We start from the raw sequence: 17,056 nt of genomic DNA, 5'->3' as shown, positions 1-17,056 counted from the left end.
GAGCGCCCTGCAATCTGGCTGACCCTGTGTTGCGTACAGGCCCCGATTGCCTTACGTCCCGACCACACCCCCATCGGCCTTGCGGATCACCACCGTGGCCGAACGCGGCCGGCCAGCGGGGCGCTGGTCGGGCCAATTCGAGAACTTGCGCGGCTCGCTGGGGTCGCTGCGCTCGCTCGGGCTCTCTCCAGGGTGCTGGATGTTGATGAACATCGTCTTGCCATCGGGTGTCATCGTCGCACCGGTGATCTCGCAGCCCGAGGGGCCCACCAGGAAGCGGCGCACCTCGCCTGTGCGCGGGTCGGCCGCCAGCATGGCGTTGTTGCCCAGGCGCGCCAGGTCGCCCTTGCCCATGGCCGAGGTGGACATGTCGGTCTGCACCCAGAGCACGCCGCGGGCGTCGGCCCACAGGCCATCGGGGCAGGCGAACATGTCGCCTTTCACGCTGCCTTTGGCGTCCTGCCGCTCGTTGGCGGGGTCACCCGCCAGGATGAAGTGGTCCCACTGGAAGCGGGCGCCATCGAAGTCGCCGGTTTCCTTCCAGCGGATGATGTTGCCCATGCTGTTGTTCACGCGCGGGTTGGCGGCATCCACGCCGGGCTGGCCGGGGGTGCCGCGGCTGCTGTTGTTGGTCAGCGTGCAGTAGACGGCGCCGTCCTTGCCCACGGCAATCCACTCGGGCCGGTCCATCTTGGTGGCGCCCAGCAGGTCGCTGGCCTGGCGCGTCTTGACCATCACCTCGCCGGCATCGGCAAAACCATTGGCGGCGTTGAGCGGGCCCTGGCCATGGGTGAGGGCCAGCCACTGGCCGCTGCCATCGGCGTTGAACTTCGCGACGTACAGGGTGCCGTGGTCGAGCAGGTCGGCGTTTTCACGCGCGCCGCCCTTGCGGATCGCATCCCGGCTCACGAATTTGTAGATGTACTCGAATCGGGCATCCTCGCCGGAATAGACGACGGCGCGTCCGTCCTTGGTCACCGCCACGGTGGCGCCTTCATGTGCCGCACGGCCCAGCGCGGTGCGCTTGACGGGGGTGGAGCTGGGGTTGAACGGGTCGATCTCCACGATCCAGCCAAATCGGTTGGGTTCGTTGGGGTTCTTTGTGGCATCGAAACGCGCGTCGTGCTCGGCCCAGCGGTAGCCCGCAGGCTCGCCCTTGCGCAGTCCCCAGCGGGTCTCGTGGGCGTTCGGGGTGTCGGGGCCCTTGAAATAGAAGATGAAGTTCTCTTCGCATGTCAGGTAGGTTCCCCAGGGGGTCATGCCGCTGCCGCAGTTGTTGAGCGTTCCGAGCGGCAGTTTGCCGGCTGGGTCCGCTGCCGTGCGCAGCAGGGCGTGCCCAGCCGCAGGGCCGCCGAAGGCCATGGGCGTGCGCGCCGTGATGCGCCGCGCCCAGGGGGAGGGGCGCACCACGTCCCACTGGCCATCGGCCTTCTGCTCGACTTCCACCACCGAAACACCGTGCGCGGCCTGGGACTTGCGCACCTTCTCGGCCGTCCAGGTCTTCATGCCATCGGCGTGCAGCAGGCCATCGTCGGTGTACTCGTGGTTCATCACCAAAAGCCCCTGGCGGCTGCCTTCCTGGGCGTAGAAGTGGATGCCGTCGTGGTGCATGCCGAACTGCGCCTCCTGCTCGGCGGCGGTGTTGGTGCCGTTCTCCTTGAAGGCTGGGCTTTCGCCTGACAGGCCCACCGGGTCGCCCCAGGGAGCGATGGTCTGGGCTATATAGCCTTCGGGCACGACGATGCGGTCGGCCGTGCCCAGGGGCACGCTCTTGAAGCCCAGCAGCGGGCCGCTGGCGATGCCGGTGCTTGCACAACCGGGCAGCGACACGGCGGCCAGCGGCGCCAGCAGGCCGCCGACGGCCGAGGCCAGGCCACCGCCCAGCACGGTGCGCCGGCGCAGCGCCGACACCTCGTGGATGCTGGGGTTGCCCGAGCGGTTGCTGTCTTCCATCGTGGCGAAGTCCTTGGCCATGAGAATCTTTCGGTGGGGGAGGGGGATTGTTTTTGTCGGTCAGGGGACAATGCCGCAGCAAGGGCCCCGATGCGCTGGCTGCAACGGAGCAAGGCCACGCCAAGCGCCCTGGCGCCAGCAGCTTAGGGTGCGAAGATGGCGGTTTGATGACAGGCACACGGCCTGGATCGGGCCCGATCACCGAGAAAATAAAGCATGGAAGTCGAATTCAAATTCACCATCCCCACCAAGCGTTTGGCCGCCGTGAAGGCAGCGGCCCGTCGGGGTACGTCCACCGCCATCCGGCTGGAGGCGCGCTACTTCGACACGGCCGACAAGGCCTTGTCGTCGCGCGGCATTGCCCTGCGCCTGCGCAACGAGGGCGGGCATTGGGTGCAGACGGTCAAGGCCATGGGCGATGGCCCGCTGGACCGAGAGGAGCACAACGTCAGCGTCGACACACCCTCGGCGTTGGCGCGCCCGGCGCTGCATGCGGGCACTAAGGCCGGTGAGCGCCTGCGCGCGGCGCTGGACAGCGCGGATGGTCCGCTGCTGGAGACCTACCGCACCGAGATCGACCGCGTCACGCGCGACCTGGCCTTTCGGGGCGGTGTGGTCGAGCTGGCGTTCGATCTCGGCCGCATCGTGGCCCATGGCGGCACGGCGCAGGAAAAGCAGGCACCGGTGTGCGAACTGGAACTGGAGCTCAAGGAGGGTCCGGTGGCGGGCCTTATCGAAGTGGCCACGCAGTGGGCGGCCCAGCATGGCCTGGTGCTGAACACGGTGTCCAAGGCCGAGCGCGGCGAGCGGCTCATGGCCGCGCAATGGGCAAGGCCCGCTGCCAAGGCCCGGCCCATGGCCGCCGGCAGCCGTAAAAAGCAGTTTCTCAAGGGGGCGAACCTGCAGCGCGCTGCGGTGGCCAATTGCCTGGCGCAAATCCTGGCCAATGCCAGCGAAATCGTGGAAGGCTCGGCCGGCGAAGAGCATGTGCACCAGTTGCGCATCGGCATCCGGCGCCTGCGCACGGCACTGCGCGAACTCGATGCGCTGGCGCCGGGCCGCTTCGATCCCGCATGGGAGCCACCGCTGGTCGATGTGTTCCGCCGCCTGGGCCAACTGCGCGACCGGGAGCAGACGCTGGACTCCATAGGCGCCGAACTGCGCGAGGCGGGGGCACCGAAATCTGCGGCCCCGCCTGCGGGCACGAGTGCATCGCCCCTCGCCATCGTCAGCACGCCTGCCTTTCAGGCCGTGCTGATCGGCCTGATGGGTTTCACGGCCCAGGCCCTTGTGGTCGAGGACGATGGCGCACTGGGCGCAGCCAAGGTGCGGCGGTATTTGCACAAGCGCATGCAGGCGCTGCGCACCAAGGTCCACCGGGATGCGCGCCGCTTCGAATCCCTGTCGGTCGAGGAGCAGCACCGCGTGCGCAAGCGCTTGAAGCGCCTGCGCTTCCTGGCCGAGTTCGTGGCGCCGGCGCTCGAGGGCGGGGCGGACGATTTCCTGGCCAGCCTTCAACCGGCCTTGTCCGCGCTGGGCCGGCTCAACGACGAGCAGGTGGCCAGCGAGCTCTACCGCAGCATGGCAGCCGAGGACCCCAAGGCCTGGTTCGGTGTGGGCTGGCTTGCGGCGCGGCGAGGGCCGTCGGTCAAGGCCACGAAAAAGGCCCTCTCCCGGATGGGAGAGGGCCCGCGCTTTCGCAAGTCTTGAAGGCTGATGTCAGGGCGTGAGCAGGGCGTTGATGGCCTGCACGTCTTCGATGGTGAGCGTGCCGGCGGCCTGGCGCAGCTTGAGCGTGCCCAGCAGCACGTTGTAGCGGGCCTGGGCCAGGTCGCGCTTGGTCTGGAACAGCTGGCTCTGGGCATTGAGCACGTCGATGTTGATGCGCACACCCACCTGGTAACCCAGCTTGTTGGCATCCAGCGCGCTTTGGCTCGATGCCTCGGCGGCCTGCAGGGCCTGCACCTGGCCCTGGCCCGACTGCACGCCGAAGAAGGCGGCGCGGGTAGCCTGGGCCACGTTGCGGCGCGTGGTCTCCAGGTCGGCGCTGGCCTTTTCTTCCAGGGCCAGGGTTTCCTTGACGCGGTTTTGCACCGAGAAACCGGCAAACAGCGGCAGGTTGAAGGCCACGCCCAGGCTGGCGTTGTTGGTGCGGCTGTTAATGCCCGGCGCGGTGATGGTGCCCGTGGGGTTGCGCTGGATGTTGTAGCCGGCCTGCAGGTCCACGGTGGGCAGGTGGCCGGTTTCGGCCTTCTTGGTTTCCAGGCGCGCGATGTCCAGCGCAATCGCGGCTTGGCGCACGCCGGGCTGCAGCTCGCGGGCGGTGTCCACCCAGGTAATCACGTTGTCGGGCTGCACTGGGGCGAGCAGCAGTGGCAGGGCCAGGGGCTTGGGTTGCGTGCCCGTGATGCCCACGAGTTGGTCCAGCGCGAGCTTCTTCACGCGCATGTCGTTCTCGGCCGCGATTTCCTGGGCGATGACCAGGTCGTAGCGGGCCTGCGCTTCGCGCGAGTCGGTCACGGTGGAGGTGCCGACCTCGAAGTTGCGCTTGGCCGAGGCCAGTTGCTCGGACACGGCGGCCTTTTGCGCTTGCACGAAGGTCAGCGTGTCCTGCGCGGCCAGCACGTCGAAGTACGCCTGGCTCACGCGCACCAGCAAGTCCTGGCTGGCGGCGTCGAGCTGGGCCTGGGCCACGTCCACGCCGCGCTGGGCCTGTTCCAGGTTGATGCGGTTGGCCGGTCGGTACAGGGGTTGCGAGGCATTCACGCCCAGGGTCTGGGTGGTGGCGGTGCGCTCGATGGGCGGGCGGCTCACATCGGTGTTGGCGCGCGAGACACCCGCCGACAGGCCGGCGCTGGGCAGCAGGCCGGCGCGGGCCTGGTCGGCGCGGCGGGCCGAGGCATCGAGCTGCAGCCGGGCCGACTGCCAGGCCGTGTCATAGGTGCGCGCAGACTCCAACAGCTCCGTCAGGCTCTGGGCCTGTGCGGGGGCGCACAAGGCAGCGCCCAGCGCCAGTGACAGGGGAAGTAGCCGGAACGATGTCATGGATGCCTTTCAGGAGTAGCTGCATGTCGGGGGTGGGACGAAAGAGACTGGGGGCCTTCAATAGCGGGGCACGGCCGGGTCGTTCTCATGCGACCAGGCGTCGATGCCGCCACTGATGTTGGCCAGCCGCTCGAAACCCTGTTGCTCAAGGAACGCCGCCACACGCAGGCTGCGTGCGCCGTGGTGGCACAGGCAGGCGATGGGCGTGCCCGCATCGCGGGCGGCATCGAGTTCGGCCAGGCGGCCCGTGAGCTGCCCCATGGGGATGGCCACCAGCTCGAACCCGTCAGCGAGCACGCTGGCCGTCTGCAGTTCCCAGGGCTCGCGCACATCCAGCACCACGGGCCGGCTGCCAGCGGGGGCGGTGGCGAACCAGGCGGCGAGTTGGGCGGGGCGGATGTGCTCGATCATGCAAAAAACTCCAGAGAAGGCAGGTCAGAAAGTGAAGCCGGAGGGTTCAGGGAAGCCCACCAGGCGCGGCGCGATGGTGTCCCAGGGCGACGTGGTCTCGAAGCGGTCGCCGGTGCGGCGGGTCAGGGTGAAACGCATCACGGGGTCGTTGCCCACGATGGCGCCCAGGCGACCGCCGTCGCGCAGGTGCGAGAGAAGGGCAGCAGGCACTTCGGCCACGGAGCCGCTGAGCACGATCACGTCGAAGGGGCCGTCTGTCGTACCGTTGGCACCGTCGGCCAGGCGGACTTCGGCGTTCTGCACACCGGCGCTGAGCAGGTTTTCGCGGGCCATTTCGGCCAGCTCGGGCACGATCTCGATCGACACCACCTGCTGCGCACGGGCGGCCAGCAGCGCAGCCATGTAGCCCGAGCCGGAACCGATCTCGAGCACGCGGTCGGTGGGCTTGATCGCCAGGTCCTGCAGGATGCGGGCTTCCACGCGGGGCTGCAGCATGCTGTGGCCCAGGCGCACGGCGTCTTCGGCATCGCTGCCCAGGAGCGGCACCTCGATGTCCATGAAGGCCAGGCTGCGGTAGGCCGGCGGCACGAATTCCTCGCGGCGCACCACGGCCAACAACTCCAGGATGTCGAAGTCGAGCACGTTCCAGGGGCGGATCTGCTGCTCGATCATGTTGTAGCGGGCCTGGGCGACGGGGTCGCTGGTGTTGGCAGACGTGTTCAGTGGCATGTTCATGGAAGTTCTCCGTGGGGCGGGTGTCAGGACAAACCCTCGATTTTACGGGCCTCGGGCGCCTTCTGGCCGCGACCCATGCGCGCCAGGGCCCAGCGCGCCAGATCGTCCATGTAGCAATACACCACCGGAACCACCACCAGGGTCAGCAGCGAGGAGGTGATGACCCCCCCGATCACGGCCTGGCCCATGGGGGCGCGCTGCTCGGAACCCTCCGACAGGGCAAACGCCAGCGGCACCATGCCGAAGATCATGGCCAGCGTGGTCATGAGGATGGGGCGCAGGCGCACGCGGGCGGCCAGCAGCAGGGCATCGGCCCGGGGCAGGCCGGGCACGGTGGCACCAGTGTCGTCGGTGTGCTCCTCGCGGGCGCGGATGGCAAAGTCCACCAGCAAAATGGCGTTCTTGGTCACCAGGCCCATCAGCATCACCACGCCGATGATGGAGAACATCGACAGCGTGGAGCGGAACATCATCAGCGCCAGCACCACGCCGATCAAGGTGAGCGGCAGCGAGGTCATGAGCGCCAGCGGCTGCAGAAAGCTCCTGAACTGGCTGGCCAGGATCATGTAGATGAAGACGATGGCCAGCACCAGCGCCGATATGGCGTAGCCGAAGGATTCGGCCATGTTCTTGGTGGAGCCGCCGAACTGGTAGCGGTAGCCCGGCGGAAAATTCACGCTGTCGAGCGCGGTCTTGATGTCCGCCGACACCTCGCCGGCCGAGCGCTGCGACACGTTGGCATTGATGGCCACCTCGCGCGTCAGGTCGCGGCGGTTGATCTGGTTGGCGCCGGTCGATTCGGTCACGCTGGCCACCTGGTTCAGGCGCACGATGCGCGTCGTGCCGTCGGCGGCGCTCATGGCAAAGGGCAGGCGCTCCAGGTCCTGCGGGGCGGTGCGGGCCTCGGGCGCCAGGCGCACGTTCACGTCGTAGGTCTGGTCGTCGGGCGCGCGCCAGTTGCCCACCGTGGTGCCGGCCACCAGGGTGCGCAGCGATGCCGCCATCTGCGCCACCGACAGGCCCAGGTCTGAGGCCGCGTCGCGCTTGATATCGAGGGCGATCACCGGCTTGTTGGGCTTGGCGCTGGTATCGAGGTCCACCAGGCCGGGGATGCTGCGGATCTTGCCGGTCACGGTGGCCGTCAGGCGTTCGAGCTCCTGCAGGTCCGGGCCCTGCAGCGAGAACTCCACCTGCTTTTGCCCGCCCACGGCGTCGAGCAGGCCCACGTGCGTGACGGTGATGCCTGGCACGGTCTTCAGGCGCTCGCGCAGCACGTCGGACATGGCGTCCACGCTGCGGCTGCGGTCCTTGCGGTCCACCAGGCGCACGTAGATGTTGGCGTAGATCTTGCCCTGGGCGCTGCCGGTGTTGATGGTGGACAGCGTGTAGCGCACCTCGGGCAGCTCGTGCAGGATGGCCTCCACCTGGGCAGCCTTGGCCTCGGTGGCTTCGAGCGACGAGCCCACGGGCGTGTAGAAATTGATCGAGGTCTCGGAGAAATCCGCCTTGGGCACGAACTCGGTGCCGAGCAGCGGCACCATGAAGATGCTCAGCACGAAGATGGCCAGAGCAATCGCCATGGTGGTCAGCTTGTGCACCAGGGCCCAGCGCAGGATGTGCTGGTAGCCCTCGGCCAGGGCATCGGTGGCGCGGTCGAACCAGCCCGTGACGCGGCCGATGGTCTTGTCGTAGAAGGTGACGGGCCCCGTCTTCTGGCCATGGCTGTGGATGCTCGGGTCGTGCCAGATGCTCGACAGCATGGGATCGAGCGTGAAGCTCACGAACATCGAGATCATCACGGCGGCCACGATGGTGATGCCGAACTCGTGGAAGAACTTGCCGATGATGCCGCCCATGAAGCCGATGGGCATGAACACCGCCACGATGGACAAGGTGGTGGCCAGCACTGCCAGGCCGATCTCCTGCGTTCCGTCCATGGCCGCGTTGTAGGCGGACTTGCCCATCTGCACGTGGCGCACGATGTTCTCGCGCACCACGATGGCATCGTCGATCAACAGGCCCACGCACAGGCTCAGCGCCATCAGCGTGATCATGTTGATGGTGAAGCCGAACATGTTCATGAACAGAAAGGTGCCGATCAGCGCAATGGGCAAGGTGAGGCCCGTGATCACCGTGGAGCGCCAGGAGTTCAGGAACAAAAAGACGATCAGCACCGTGAGGATGGCACCCTCGATCAGCGTCTGGCGCACGTTGTTCACCGCCACTCGGATGGGGCGCGCGCTGTCGCCAATGGTCTCCAGCCGCACGCCGGGCGGCAACTGGTTGCGCAACTCGACGACGGCCGCGTTCAAACCGTCCACCACCTCGATGGTGTTCTCGCCCTGCGACTTCTGCACCGACAGCAGCAGCGTGCGCTGGCCGTTGTACAGCGCCAGGCTCTCGACCTCCTGCGCGCCGTCGTTGACGCGGGCGACCTGGTCCAGGCGCACGGGGGCGCCGTTTTTGCGCGCCACGATGATGCGGCCGAAGTCCTCGGGCCGCTCCATGCGCGCGTCGATCTGCACCACGCGCTCCTGCGCCAGCGAGCGGATGGCGCCCACGGGCAGGTCCTGGTTCTCGTTGCGCACGGCACTGGCCACCTGGTCGGGCGTGACGCCGAAGGCCTCGAGCGCCTGCGGGTTCAGGTAGATGTTGATCTCGCGCTTGGTGGCGCCCACCAGGTTCACGGCGCCCACGCCGCGCACGTTCTCCAGGCGCTTTTTCAGGATCTGCTCGGCCCAGGTGGTCAGCTCCACTGCGCTGCGCGCAGGTGCGCCGTCTTTTGCATCGGGCAGCACGGCCAGCGACCACACGGCCCGGCTGGCGGGGTCGAAGCGCAGCACGCGCGGCTCCTTGACCTCGGTGCGCAGCAGGGGGCGCACTGTGGCCACCTTCTCGCGCACGTCCTCGGCGGCCTTGCGGCCATCGATGTGCAGCTGGAACTCGATGATGACGACGGCCATGCCCTCGTAGCTGCGCGAGGTCAGGGCGTTGATGCCGGCGATGGAGTTGACGCCTTCCTCAATCTTCTTGGTGACCTCGCTCTCGACGATCTCGGGCGATGCGCCGGGGTAGTCCACCGTGACCACCACCACCGGAAAATCGATGTTGGGGAACTGGTCGACCTTCAGGCGCTGGTACGAAAACAGGCCCAGCACCACGATGGCGAGCATCACCATGGTGGCGAACACCGGGTTCTTGAGACTGACCTTGGTGAACCACATGGCGGGTCAGGGCGCGGCGCGCGATGCGGGAGCTGCTGCCGGGGGCGCTGCCGCCGTGGTGACGGCCGTGCCTTCGCGCAACTGGCCCATGCGGCCCGAGACCACCACCGTGCCTTCGGGTGCACCCTCGATGGCGACCAGGGTCTGGCCGCCGACCACGGCGCGCGCCCCGGTCTTGACCGGCAGGTAGGCCACCTTGCCACCCTGCACCGCCTGTATATAGGGCGCGGGCTTGTCGGTGCGCACCGCATCGAGTGGCACGGTCAGCACGTCGGCGCGGCCGGTGTCGAGCAGGCCCTGCACGAACAGGCCCTGGCGCAGCGCGGGTGCGCCGCGGTTCTGCGCGATGGCCAGGTACACCGGCACCGTGCGGCTGCCGGCCTGGGCGCTGGGGTTGATGCGTGCCACCGTGGCCACCACGGGCTCGGTGCTGCCTTCCATCTGCAACTGCGCTTTCTGGCCCACGCGCACGGCCAGCGAGTCGGCCGGGCTCAGCAGGGCTTCAAGCTCCAGGCGCGAAAGGTCGACCACTTCCAGCACGCGGCCATCGATGGGCATGCGCTCGCCCGGCTGGGCCAGGCGCTGCGACACCTGGCCGCTGATGGGGCTGCGAAGCACCGTGTCGTCGAGCGACTTTTTGGCCACATCGGCGGCGGCCAATGCCGCACGGTAGGTGGATTGGGCCGATTCGAGGCTGGCCTGCGAGGTGACGAGGGCCGTGGCCGAGATAAAGCCCTGGTTCACCAGGGCCTGGTTGTTGGTGACCGTGCGCTGGTTGATGTCCACCTGCGCCTTGGCCGCGTCGGCCTGCTGCTGCGCCTGGCGCAGGCGCGCCTGCGATTCGGTGGCCTCGATGCGGGCCAGCACCTGGCCGGCGCGCACGCTGTCGCCTTCACGCACCGTGAGGCCCTGCAGCTCACCCGCCACCCGTGCCTTGACCATGGCCGATTCGGTGGCGCGCAGCGAGCCGGACACTGGCACGCCCAGCACCAGGCTCTTGCGCAGCACGCCTACCAGTTCGCTGGCGGCCAGTTGCAGGGGCGCCTCGGCGCGCTGGCTGGCCGCTTGTGCCAGGGCTTTCTGCTGCGCCTGGCGCGCGGCCATGGCGCGCCAGGCACCCCCCCCCACCAGCACGACAACGGCGGCCGCAGCCAGCCAGGGAATCCAGCGTTTCATGGGTCAGGCCGCAGAAGAAGAGTGAGGAGGGGAAGCGGGGGCAGGGGCGAAAGGCCCCGTTTCCGGGCGGGCGCACAGGCCGTAGAGCACGTTGTCGACCTGTGCATCAATGAACTTCTCGGGCCCGAGCTCCAGCGCATCGGGCATGCAGGCGCCCATGGAATGCTTCCACAGCATCAGAAAGATCATCGGGGCCATCACCACGTGCACGGCGTAGTCGAGGTTCACGGGGCGGAATTCGCCGCGGGCGATGCCGCGGCGCAGGATGCGGCGCACCAGGTCCTGGCCGGGCTGGATCACTTCCTGCTGGTAGAAGAGGGTGATCTCGGGGAAATTCTGCGATTCGCTGAACATCAGCTTGGTGATGCCCGAGGCCTTGGTGGCGCCGATGCGCTCCCACCAGACCTGGTAGCAGTGGCGCAGCAGTTCGCCGGTCGTGCCCTCGAAGGCTTCGAGCTCATGGCTCCATTCCTCGAAGCGGCCCACGATGTTCTGGCGCACCACCGCCTTGAACAGCTCTTCCTTGCTGGGGAAGTAGAGGAACAGCGTGCCCTTGGACACCCCGGCACGCGCGGCGACGTCGTCCACCCGGGTGGCAGCAAAGCCTTTTTCGACGAACAGGTCAAGCGCAGCCTCCAGCAGTTCGCCGGGGCGCGCTTCCTTGCGGCGCTCGCGTTTGGTGCCGGCAGAAGGGGTGGTTGGGACGGTGCTCAAGGGGCTTTCTAGTTAATGACTGACTGGTTAGTAATATAGCAAGTGCGCCTGCGCCAGTCAATTGATCGGTGGGCGCGCGAGACAAAAGACCGAGCGTTGTTGCCTTCCGGGGGTAAACCCCGATGAACGACGCATGCGTTCCCCCAAATCGCTGTGGCGGGGGCTGCGACTGGGTGCTCCACGGCGGTGCATGGTGCCTTTCCAGGCCCCTAACAGGTGCGCGATCATGCTCCAAAAATGGGAGCGCCTTGCAGCCGGTCGCTATTGGGGACAAATGTCCTTAAAACAGGACCAAATAGCCTCAAATGTCTCATTGACAGGACATTAGGGATGTTTGACGATGGGCCCATGTCGCCGAAGCTGCCACTGCCCAAGTACCACCAGATCTACCTGGTGCTGCGCGAGCAGTTGCAGGAAGGCTGTTTTGCCGCGGGCCTGCCGGGCGAGCTGGCGCTGATGCAGCAGTTCTCCGTGGCGCGCGTGACGGTACGCCGTGCACTGGAGCTGTTGCAGGGCGAGGGCCTGATCTCCCGCCAGCCCGGCAGGGGCACCCGGCCCGTGCCCCAGCCCGACGCAGGGCAGGGCGGCCAGGAGAGCCACCCCCACAGCAACCGCGCCCAGCTTACCGGCCTGCTCGAAAACCTGGTCAGCATGGGCCTGCGCACGTCCGTCAAGGTGCTCGACGTGGAGACGGTGACCGCCTCGCGCGCCGTGGCGGGGGCCTTGCAGATTACCGTGGGGGATTCGGTGCAGAAGGCGGTGCGGGTGCGCAGCACGCGCGAAGGCCCGCTCTCGCACATCACCACCTATGTACCGGCCGACATCGCCCGCCAGTTTGGCCGCCGCGAACTCGCGCGCAAGCCCATCCTGGTGCTGCTGGAGGAATCCGGCGTGAAGGTCGGCCGCGCCCACCAGACCATTTCCGCCAGGCTGGCCGATGCCGTGGTGGCCCGCCACCTCGATGTCTCGGTGGGCTCGGCCCTGCTGGCCGTGCGGCGCCTGATCTACGACGACCAGGAGCGGCCCGTGCAGTGGCTGCACGGCCTGTACCGGCCGGACCGCTATGAATACGAGATGCAGCTGTCCCGCGTGGGCAGCATCGATGCCAAGGTCTGGGTCAGCAAAGAGCTGTCGGCCCAGTTCCACTGATTACAACGATCCCCCCTCGACCATCCCCCCAAGGAGAACGCCCATGAGCAACCGCCGCCATTTCCTATCCCAGTCGGCCGCCGCCGCATCGGCCCTGGCCTTCCCCCTGGTGGGCGGCGCACAGGCCAAGGCAGTCAAGGTAGGGGTGCTGCACCCCGTGACGGGCGCGCTGGCCTACTCGGGCCAGCAGTGCCGTGAAGGCGCGATGATGGCCATCGAGGACATCAACAAGGCCGGCGGCATCAAGTCGCTGGGCGGCGCCAAACTCGAGGCCCTGCTGGGCGATGCGCAATCCCAGCCCCAGGCAGGCGCGGCCGAGGTGGAGAAGATGAACGAGGCGGGCGTGTCCGCCGTGGTGGGGGCGTTTGCCTCGGCCATCTGCCTGGCGACCACGCAGGCGGCCGCCAAGTACAACCTGCCGCACATCGTGGACGTGGGCGTGGCCGACCAGATCGTGGAGCGCGGGCTGAAGAACACCTTCCGCTTCGGCCCCGGCTACAAGAAATGCGCCGAAACCGCCGTGGCCAACCTGCACGTGCTCAACACCGCGGCCGGCAAGCCCGCCAAGACGGTAATGATCATCCATGAAGAGTCGCTGTTCGGCTCGGGCACGGCCCAGTTGCTGGCGCGCGAGCTGCCGGGCTACGGCTACGAGGTCAAGGAGGTCGTCAAGCACGCCAACCCCACGCGCGACTTCAACAACATCGTGCTGCGCATGAAGGCGATCAACCCCGACATCGTGATCCCCGCCAACTACTACAACGAGTACGCGCTGCTGGTGCGCACCATGCAGCAGCAAAAGGTCACGCCCAAGGCCATCTATTCGGTGCTGGGCGGCGCCGCGTCGAGCTACAAGTTCGTCAAGGAGTTTCCGGACGCGGCCAACGGCATCATCGACTGCAATCACTGGTTCAACCCCAAGGACAAGCGGGCGCAGGACCTCAAGAAGCGCGTGGAGGCCAAGGGCCTTTTCTTCAGCTACGAGCTGTTCATGACCTACACGTCCATGTGGCTGCTGGCCGATGCGCTGGAGCGAGCCAAATCGGTGGACCGCGCCGCCATCATCGACGCGCTGGAAAAGAGCACCTTTGCCGACCACATCATGCCGTACGGCGCCACGAAGTTCGTGGCCGGTCAGAACCAGGGTGCCCAGCCGCTCATGACCCAGGTGCTGAACAAGGACATCAAGGTCATCATCCCGCGCGACTACCGCGAAGCGGACCCGCTTTTTCCGCTGAAGGCCTGAGAGCCCAAGACCATGCCTGAATCTCTGTTTCCGGCGCCAGAAAGCCTGGCGCCATGCTACGCCTTTGCCTGACATGCCGCAGACACCGCACCCATGTTCGAGCTCAGCATCCTTTTCCCCTCGGTCCTCAACGGCCTGACGACCGGCGCGGTCTACGCGCTGATCGCGCTGGGCCTCACGCTGATCTACGGCGTGCTGCACATCATCAACTTCGCGCATGGCGCGTCGCTGATGCTGGCGCTGTACGCCGTCTACCTGCTCAAGCAGCACTGGGGGATCGATCCCTACCTGGCGCTGCCCATCCTCGTGCCCGGCATGTTCGCCCTGGGCTATGTGCTGCAGCGCGTGGTCATCAACCGCGCCAGCCACGGCAAGGACGAGAACATCCTGCTGGTCACGCTGGGTATCTCCATCGTCATGGAGAACCTGGCACTACTGTTCTTCAAGTCCGACACACGCACCATCGAGACGGGCTACACCCTGACCACCGTGGCCATCGGGCCGGCCATGATCGCGCTGCCCAAGCTAGTGTCGTTTGCCGGGGCGCTGGTGGTCTCGGGCCTGCTGCTGTGGATCGTGGGGCGCACCGACCTGGGCCGCGCCATCCGCGCCGTGGCGCGCGAAAAGCACGGCGCCAAGCTCATGGGCATCCATGTGGACCATGTCTACGCCATGAGCTTCGGCATCGGCCTGGCCTGCCTGGGGGCGGCCGCCTGCTTCCTGCTGCCGGCCTACTACGTCAACCCGCAGGTGGGCAGCGGCTTCGTGCTGGTGGCCTTCACCATCGTCGTGCTCGGCGGCATGGGCAGCTTCACCGGCGCGCTGGTGGGTGGGCTGCTGATCGGGGTGGTGGAGTCGCTCGGGGGGCTGTTCCTGGGCGAATCGCTGGGGCAGATCGGCATCTTCGCCATCTTCATCGCCGTCTTGCTGTTTCGCCCGCAGGGCCTTTTTGGAGCCAGGCAGTGAACAAGCAACTTTGGGCCATCGGCCTCTTCGCACTGGCCATCGCAGCCCTCACGGGCTGGTCCGACTCGGGCGTGCTGCTCAACTTCGTGATGATGGCGCTGTACGCTGCCTTGCTGGCGCAGGCCTGGAACATCCTGGGCGGCTTTGGCGGCCAGTTCTCCTTCGGCCATGCGCTGTTCTTCGGCACGGGTGCCTACATCCAGGCCATTGCACAGATGCAGGGCGGCATCAACGCCTGGCTGGCGCTGCCCATGGCGGTGGCCGGCAGTGCGCTGGTCGGACTGTTCGTGGGCGGGCTGTCGTTCCGCTACGGGCTCAAGGGCTCGTACTTCGCGCTGGTCACGCTGGCTTTTGCCGAGGTGTTCCGCATCCTGGCGCTGTCGGTGCCGTTCACCGGGGCGGGCGTGGGGCTGATGCTGCCGCTCAGGGAGTCGCTGGGCAACATGCAGTTCGGCTCCCGCAAGGGCTATGTGTTCCTGATCCTGGCGCTGGTCACCCTGGCGCTGCTGGTGAGCTGGTGGCTGCGCAACTCGCGCTTCGGCGCCTGGCTGCAGGCCGTGCGCGACAACGAGGATGCCGCGCGCGCCATCGGCGTCAACCCGTTCACGGTGAAGATGGGCGCCATCGCCTTGTCAGGTGGCTTTATGGGCGCGGCCGGGGCGTTCTACGTGCAGGTGTTCCAGTACATCGACCCGGGCATCGCCTATGGGTCGGTGACGTCGGTGGAAGCGCTGGTGGCGGCCATCGTGGGCGGCATCGGCACCATCTGGGGTCCGGTGCTCGGTGCCCTAGTGCTGCACGTGCTGGCCGACCTCACGCGCAACCTGTTCGGCCAGTTGCCGGGGATCAACATGGTGATCTATGGCACGGTGCTGGTGCTCATCGTCATGTTCCTGCCGCGCGGCATTGCGGGCCTGGGCCAGTCGGTGGTGGACCTGTGGAAACGTTCGGGAGGTCGCCATGGCCAATGAGCTGTTGACCCTCACGGGGCTGGGCAAGTCGTTCGGCGGCCTCAAGGCGGTGCAGAACGTCAGTCTCACGGTGCCCGAAGGCTCGCTGACCGCGCTGATCGGGCCCAATGGCGCTGGCAAGACCACGCTGTTCGCACTGATGACCGGCTTCGTGAAGCCTGACTCGGGCACGGTGCAGTTCGCCGGGCGCGACATCACCGGCCAGGCGCCGCACCTCAACGCCCGCCTGGGCATGGCCCGCACCTTCCAGATCGTGCAGCCCTTTGCAGCCCAGACGGTGCGCGAAAACATCGCCGTGGGCGCCCACCTGCACGAGCCGCGCCGCGCGGCGGCCCTGGCACTGGCCACCGAGGTGGCGGCGCGCGTGGGCCTGTCGGCGCAGCTCGACAAGCCTGCATCGGACCTCACCGTGGCCGGGCGCAAGCGGCTGGAGCTGGCGCGCGCACTGGCCACCCGGCCGCGCCTGTTGCTGCTCGACGAGGTGCTGGCCGGCCTCAATCCCCAGGAGATTGCTGAGATGATTCCCGTGGTGCGCGGCATTGCAGAGGGCGGTGTGACGGTGCTGATGATCGAGCACGTGATGCAGGCCGTGATGAACCTGGCCGAGCAAGTGTGGGTGCTGGCCCAGGGCCAGCTGATCGCCGAGGGCAACCCCGCCACGGTGACATCCGACGAGCGTGTGATCGAGGCCTATCTGGGCCATGGCACGGCGGCGCGCCTGCGCGCTGCGGCCGCCAAGGAGGCCGCATGAGCACGGGCCCACTGCTTGATATCGCCGGCCTGCGCGGCGGCTATGGCCGCGTGGAGGTGCTGCGTGGGGTGGACCTGCAGGTGAACCCCGGCGAAACCGTAGCCCTGCTGGGCAGCAACGGCGCGGGCAAGTCCACGCTCAACAACGTGGTCTGCGGCATTTACCCGGCCTGGGCCGGGCGCGTGGCCTTCGGCGGCGCCGACCTGAGCGGTGCGCACTACACGGCGGTCGTCAAGGCCGGGCTGATCCAGGTGCCCGAGGGGCGCAAGATCTTCCCGAACCTCAGCGTGCTCGAAAACCTTTCGCTGGGCAGCTTTTCGCGCGCCCGCGAGCGCCGTGCCGAGAATATCGACAAGGTGTTCGCCACCTTTCCTCGCCTGAAGGAGCGCATTACCCAACTGGCCGGCACCATGAGCGGCGGCGAGCAGCAGATGCTGGCCATCGGACGCGGCCTGATGGCCGAGCCGCGCCTCTTGATCCTGGACGAGCCCTCGCTGGGCCTGTCGCCCCTATTGGTCGAAGAGATGTTCGGGCTGATCCGCCAGTTGCGCTCCACGGGCCTGGCCGTGCTGCTCGTGGAGCAGAACGTGGGCCAGTCGCTGGAGATCGCCGACCGCGCCTATGTGATGGAGAACGGGAGCATCCGCTTTTCCGGTGCGCCCGATGAACTGTTGCGCAGCGACGAACTGCGCCGCGCCTACCTCGGACTTTGAGG

At 67.4% G+C, this 17,056-nt stretch carries 14 protein-coding genes; 7 read left to right on the top strand and 7 right to left on the bottom strand.

Features of this window, described 5'->3' with window-relative positions:
* Positions 1 to 51: 51 nt before the first annotated feature.
* On the bottom strand, positions 52 to 1,974 hold the full coding sequence (locus QYL93_RS06415; protein WP_305742876.1) for a PhoX family phosphatase: 1,923 nt from the start codon (positions 1,972 to 1,974) through the stop codon (positions 52 to 54).
* A gap of 195 nt (positions 1,975 to 2,169) precedes the next feature.
* Between QYL93_RS06415 and QYL93_RS06410 the strand changes: the two genes are divergently transcribed.
* Complete coding sequence (locus QYL93_RS06410; protein ID WP_305742875.1) at positions 2,170 to 3,663, top strand: CYTH and CHAD domain-containing protein; 1,494 nt, start codon at positions 2,170 to 2,172, stop codon at positions 3,661 to 3,663.
* Positions 3,664 to 3,672: 9 nt separating this feature from the next.
* Here QYL93_RS06410 and QYL93_RS06405 read toward each other — a convergent pair whose 3' ends face one another.
* Genes QYL93_RS06405 through QYL93_RS06380 form a run of 6 tightly spaced genes read right to left on the bottom strand, consistent with a single transcriptional unit; the run spans position 3,673 to position 11,258 of the window.
* Positions 3,673 to 4,998 carry a TolC family outer membrane protein gene (locus tag QYL93_RS06405; protein WP_305742874.1) on the bottom strand — a complete coding sequence of 442 codons (1,326 nt, stop codon included), beginning with the start codon at positions 4,996 to 4,998 and terminating at the stop codon, positions 3,673 to 3,675.
* 57 nt (positions 4,999 to 5,055) lie between these two features.
* Positions 5,056 to 5,409: a rhodanese-like domain-containing protein gene (locus QYL93_RS06400; protein ID WP_305742873.1), complete on the bottom strand. Its 354-nt coding sequence runs from the start codon at positions 5,407 to 5,409 to the stop codon at positions 5,056 to 5,058.
* A 24-nt stretch (positions 5,410 to 5,433) separates the two neighbouring features.
* Positions 5,434 to 6,144: a protein-L-isoaspartate O-methyltransferase gene (locus QYL93_RS06395; protein ID WP_305742872.1), complete on the bottom strand. Its 711-nt coding sequence runs from the start codon at positions 6,142 to 6,144 to the stop codon at positions 5,434 to 5,436.
* Between the two features lie 23 nt (positions 6,145 to 6,167).
* Positions 6,168 to 9,368 (bottom strand): efflux RND transporter permease subunit, encoded by a 3,201-nt coding sequence (locus QYL93_RS06390; RefSeq protein ID WP_305742871.1) that lies wholly within the window; start codon positions 9,366 to 9,368, stop codon positions 6,168 to 6,170.
* Positions 9,369 to 9,374: 6 nt separating this feature from the next.
* Positions 9,375 to 10,544, bottom strand: coding sequence for an efflux RND transporter periplasmic adaptor subunit (locus QYL93_RS06385; RefSeq protein WP_305742870.1), 1,170 nt, complete (start codon positions 10,542 to 10,544; stop codon positions 9,375 to 9,377).
* A 3-nt stretch (positions 10,545 to 10,547) separates the two neighbouring features.
* Positions 10,548 to 11,258 carry a TetR/AcrR family transcriptional regulator gene (locus tag QYL93_RS06380; protein WP_305742869.1) on the bottom strand — a complete coding sequence of 237 codons (711 nt, stop codon included), beginning with the start codon at positions 11,256 to 11,258 and terminating at the stop codon, positions 10,548 to 10,550.
* Between the two features lie 348 nt (positions 11,259 to 11,606).
* On the opposite strand from QYL93_RS06380, the gene QYL93_RS06375 reads away from it, so the two are divergent.
* The 6 genes from QYL93_RS06375 to QYL93_RS06350 all read left to right on the top strand — a co-directional run bounded on the left by QYL93_RS06375 (position 11,607) and on the right by QYL93_RS06350 (position 17,054).
* Positions 11,607 to 12,407 (top strand): GntR family transcriptional regulator, encoded by an 801-nt coding sequence (locus QYL93_RS06375; protein ID WP_057203254.1) that lies wholly within the window; start codon positions 11,607 to 11,609, stop codon positions 12,405 to 12,407.
* A gap of 43 nt (positions 12,408 to 12,450) precedes the next feature.
* Complete coding sequence (locus QYL93_RS06370) at positions 12,451 to 13,653, top strand: ABC transporter substrate-binding protein (RefSeq protein ID WP_057203030.1); 1,203 nt, start codon at positions 12,451 to 12,453, stop codon at positions 13,651 to 13,653.
* A 93-nt stretch (positions 13,654 to 13,746) separates the two neighbouring features.
* Entirely contained in the window at positions 13,747 to 14,619 is an 873-nt protein-coding gene (locus tag QYL93_RS06365) for a branched-chain amino acid ABC transporter permease (RefSeq protein WP_305742868.1), read from the top strand.
* Positions 14,616 to 15,590 carry a branched-chain amino acid ABC transporter permease gene (locus QYL93_RS06360; protein WP_179680334.1) on the top strand — a complete coding sequence of 325 codons (975 nt, stop codon included), beginning with the start codon at positions 14,616 to 14,618 and terminating at the stop codon, positions 15,588 to 15,590. Before QYL93_RS06365 ends, QYL93_RS06360 begins: the two co-directional genes overlap by 4 nt.
* Positions 15,580 to 16,341, top strand: coding sequence for an ABC transporter ATP-binding protein (locus QYL93_RS06355; RefSeq protein WP_305742867.1), 762 nt, complete (start codon positions 15,580 to 15,582; stop codon positions 16,339 to 16,341). The genes QYL93_RS06360 and QYL93_RS06355 overlap by 11 nt, the downstream gene beginning before the upstream one ends.
* Entirely contained in the window at positions 16,338 to 17,054 is a 717-nt protein-coding gene (locus QYL93_RS06350) for an ABC transporter ATP-binding protein (RefSeq protein ID WP_305742866.1), read from the top strand. Before QYL93_RS06355 ends, QYL93_RS06350 begins: the two co-directional genes overlap by 4 nt.
* Positions 17,055 to 17,056: the final 2 nt, after the last annotated feature.

The organism is Acidovorax sp. A1169 (assembly GCF_030704685.1).
Lineage (GTDB): Bacteria > Pseudomonadota > Gammaproteobacteria > Burkholderiales > Burkholderiaceae_C > Acidovorax.
Note: the sequence above shows the minus strand (reverse complement) of the source record. Positions and strands in the feature narration are given on the sequence as shown.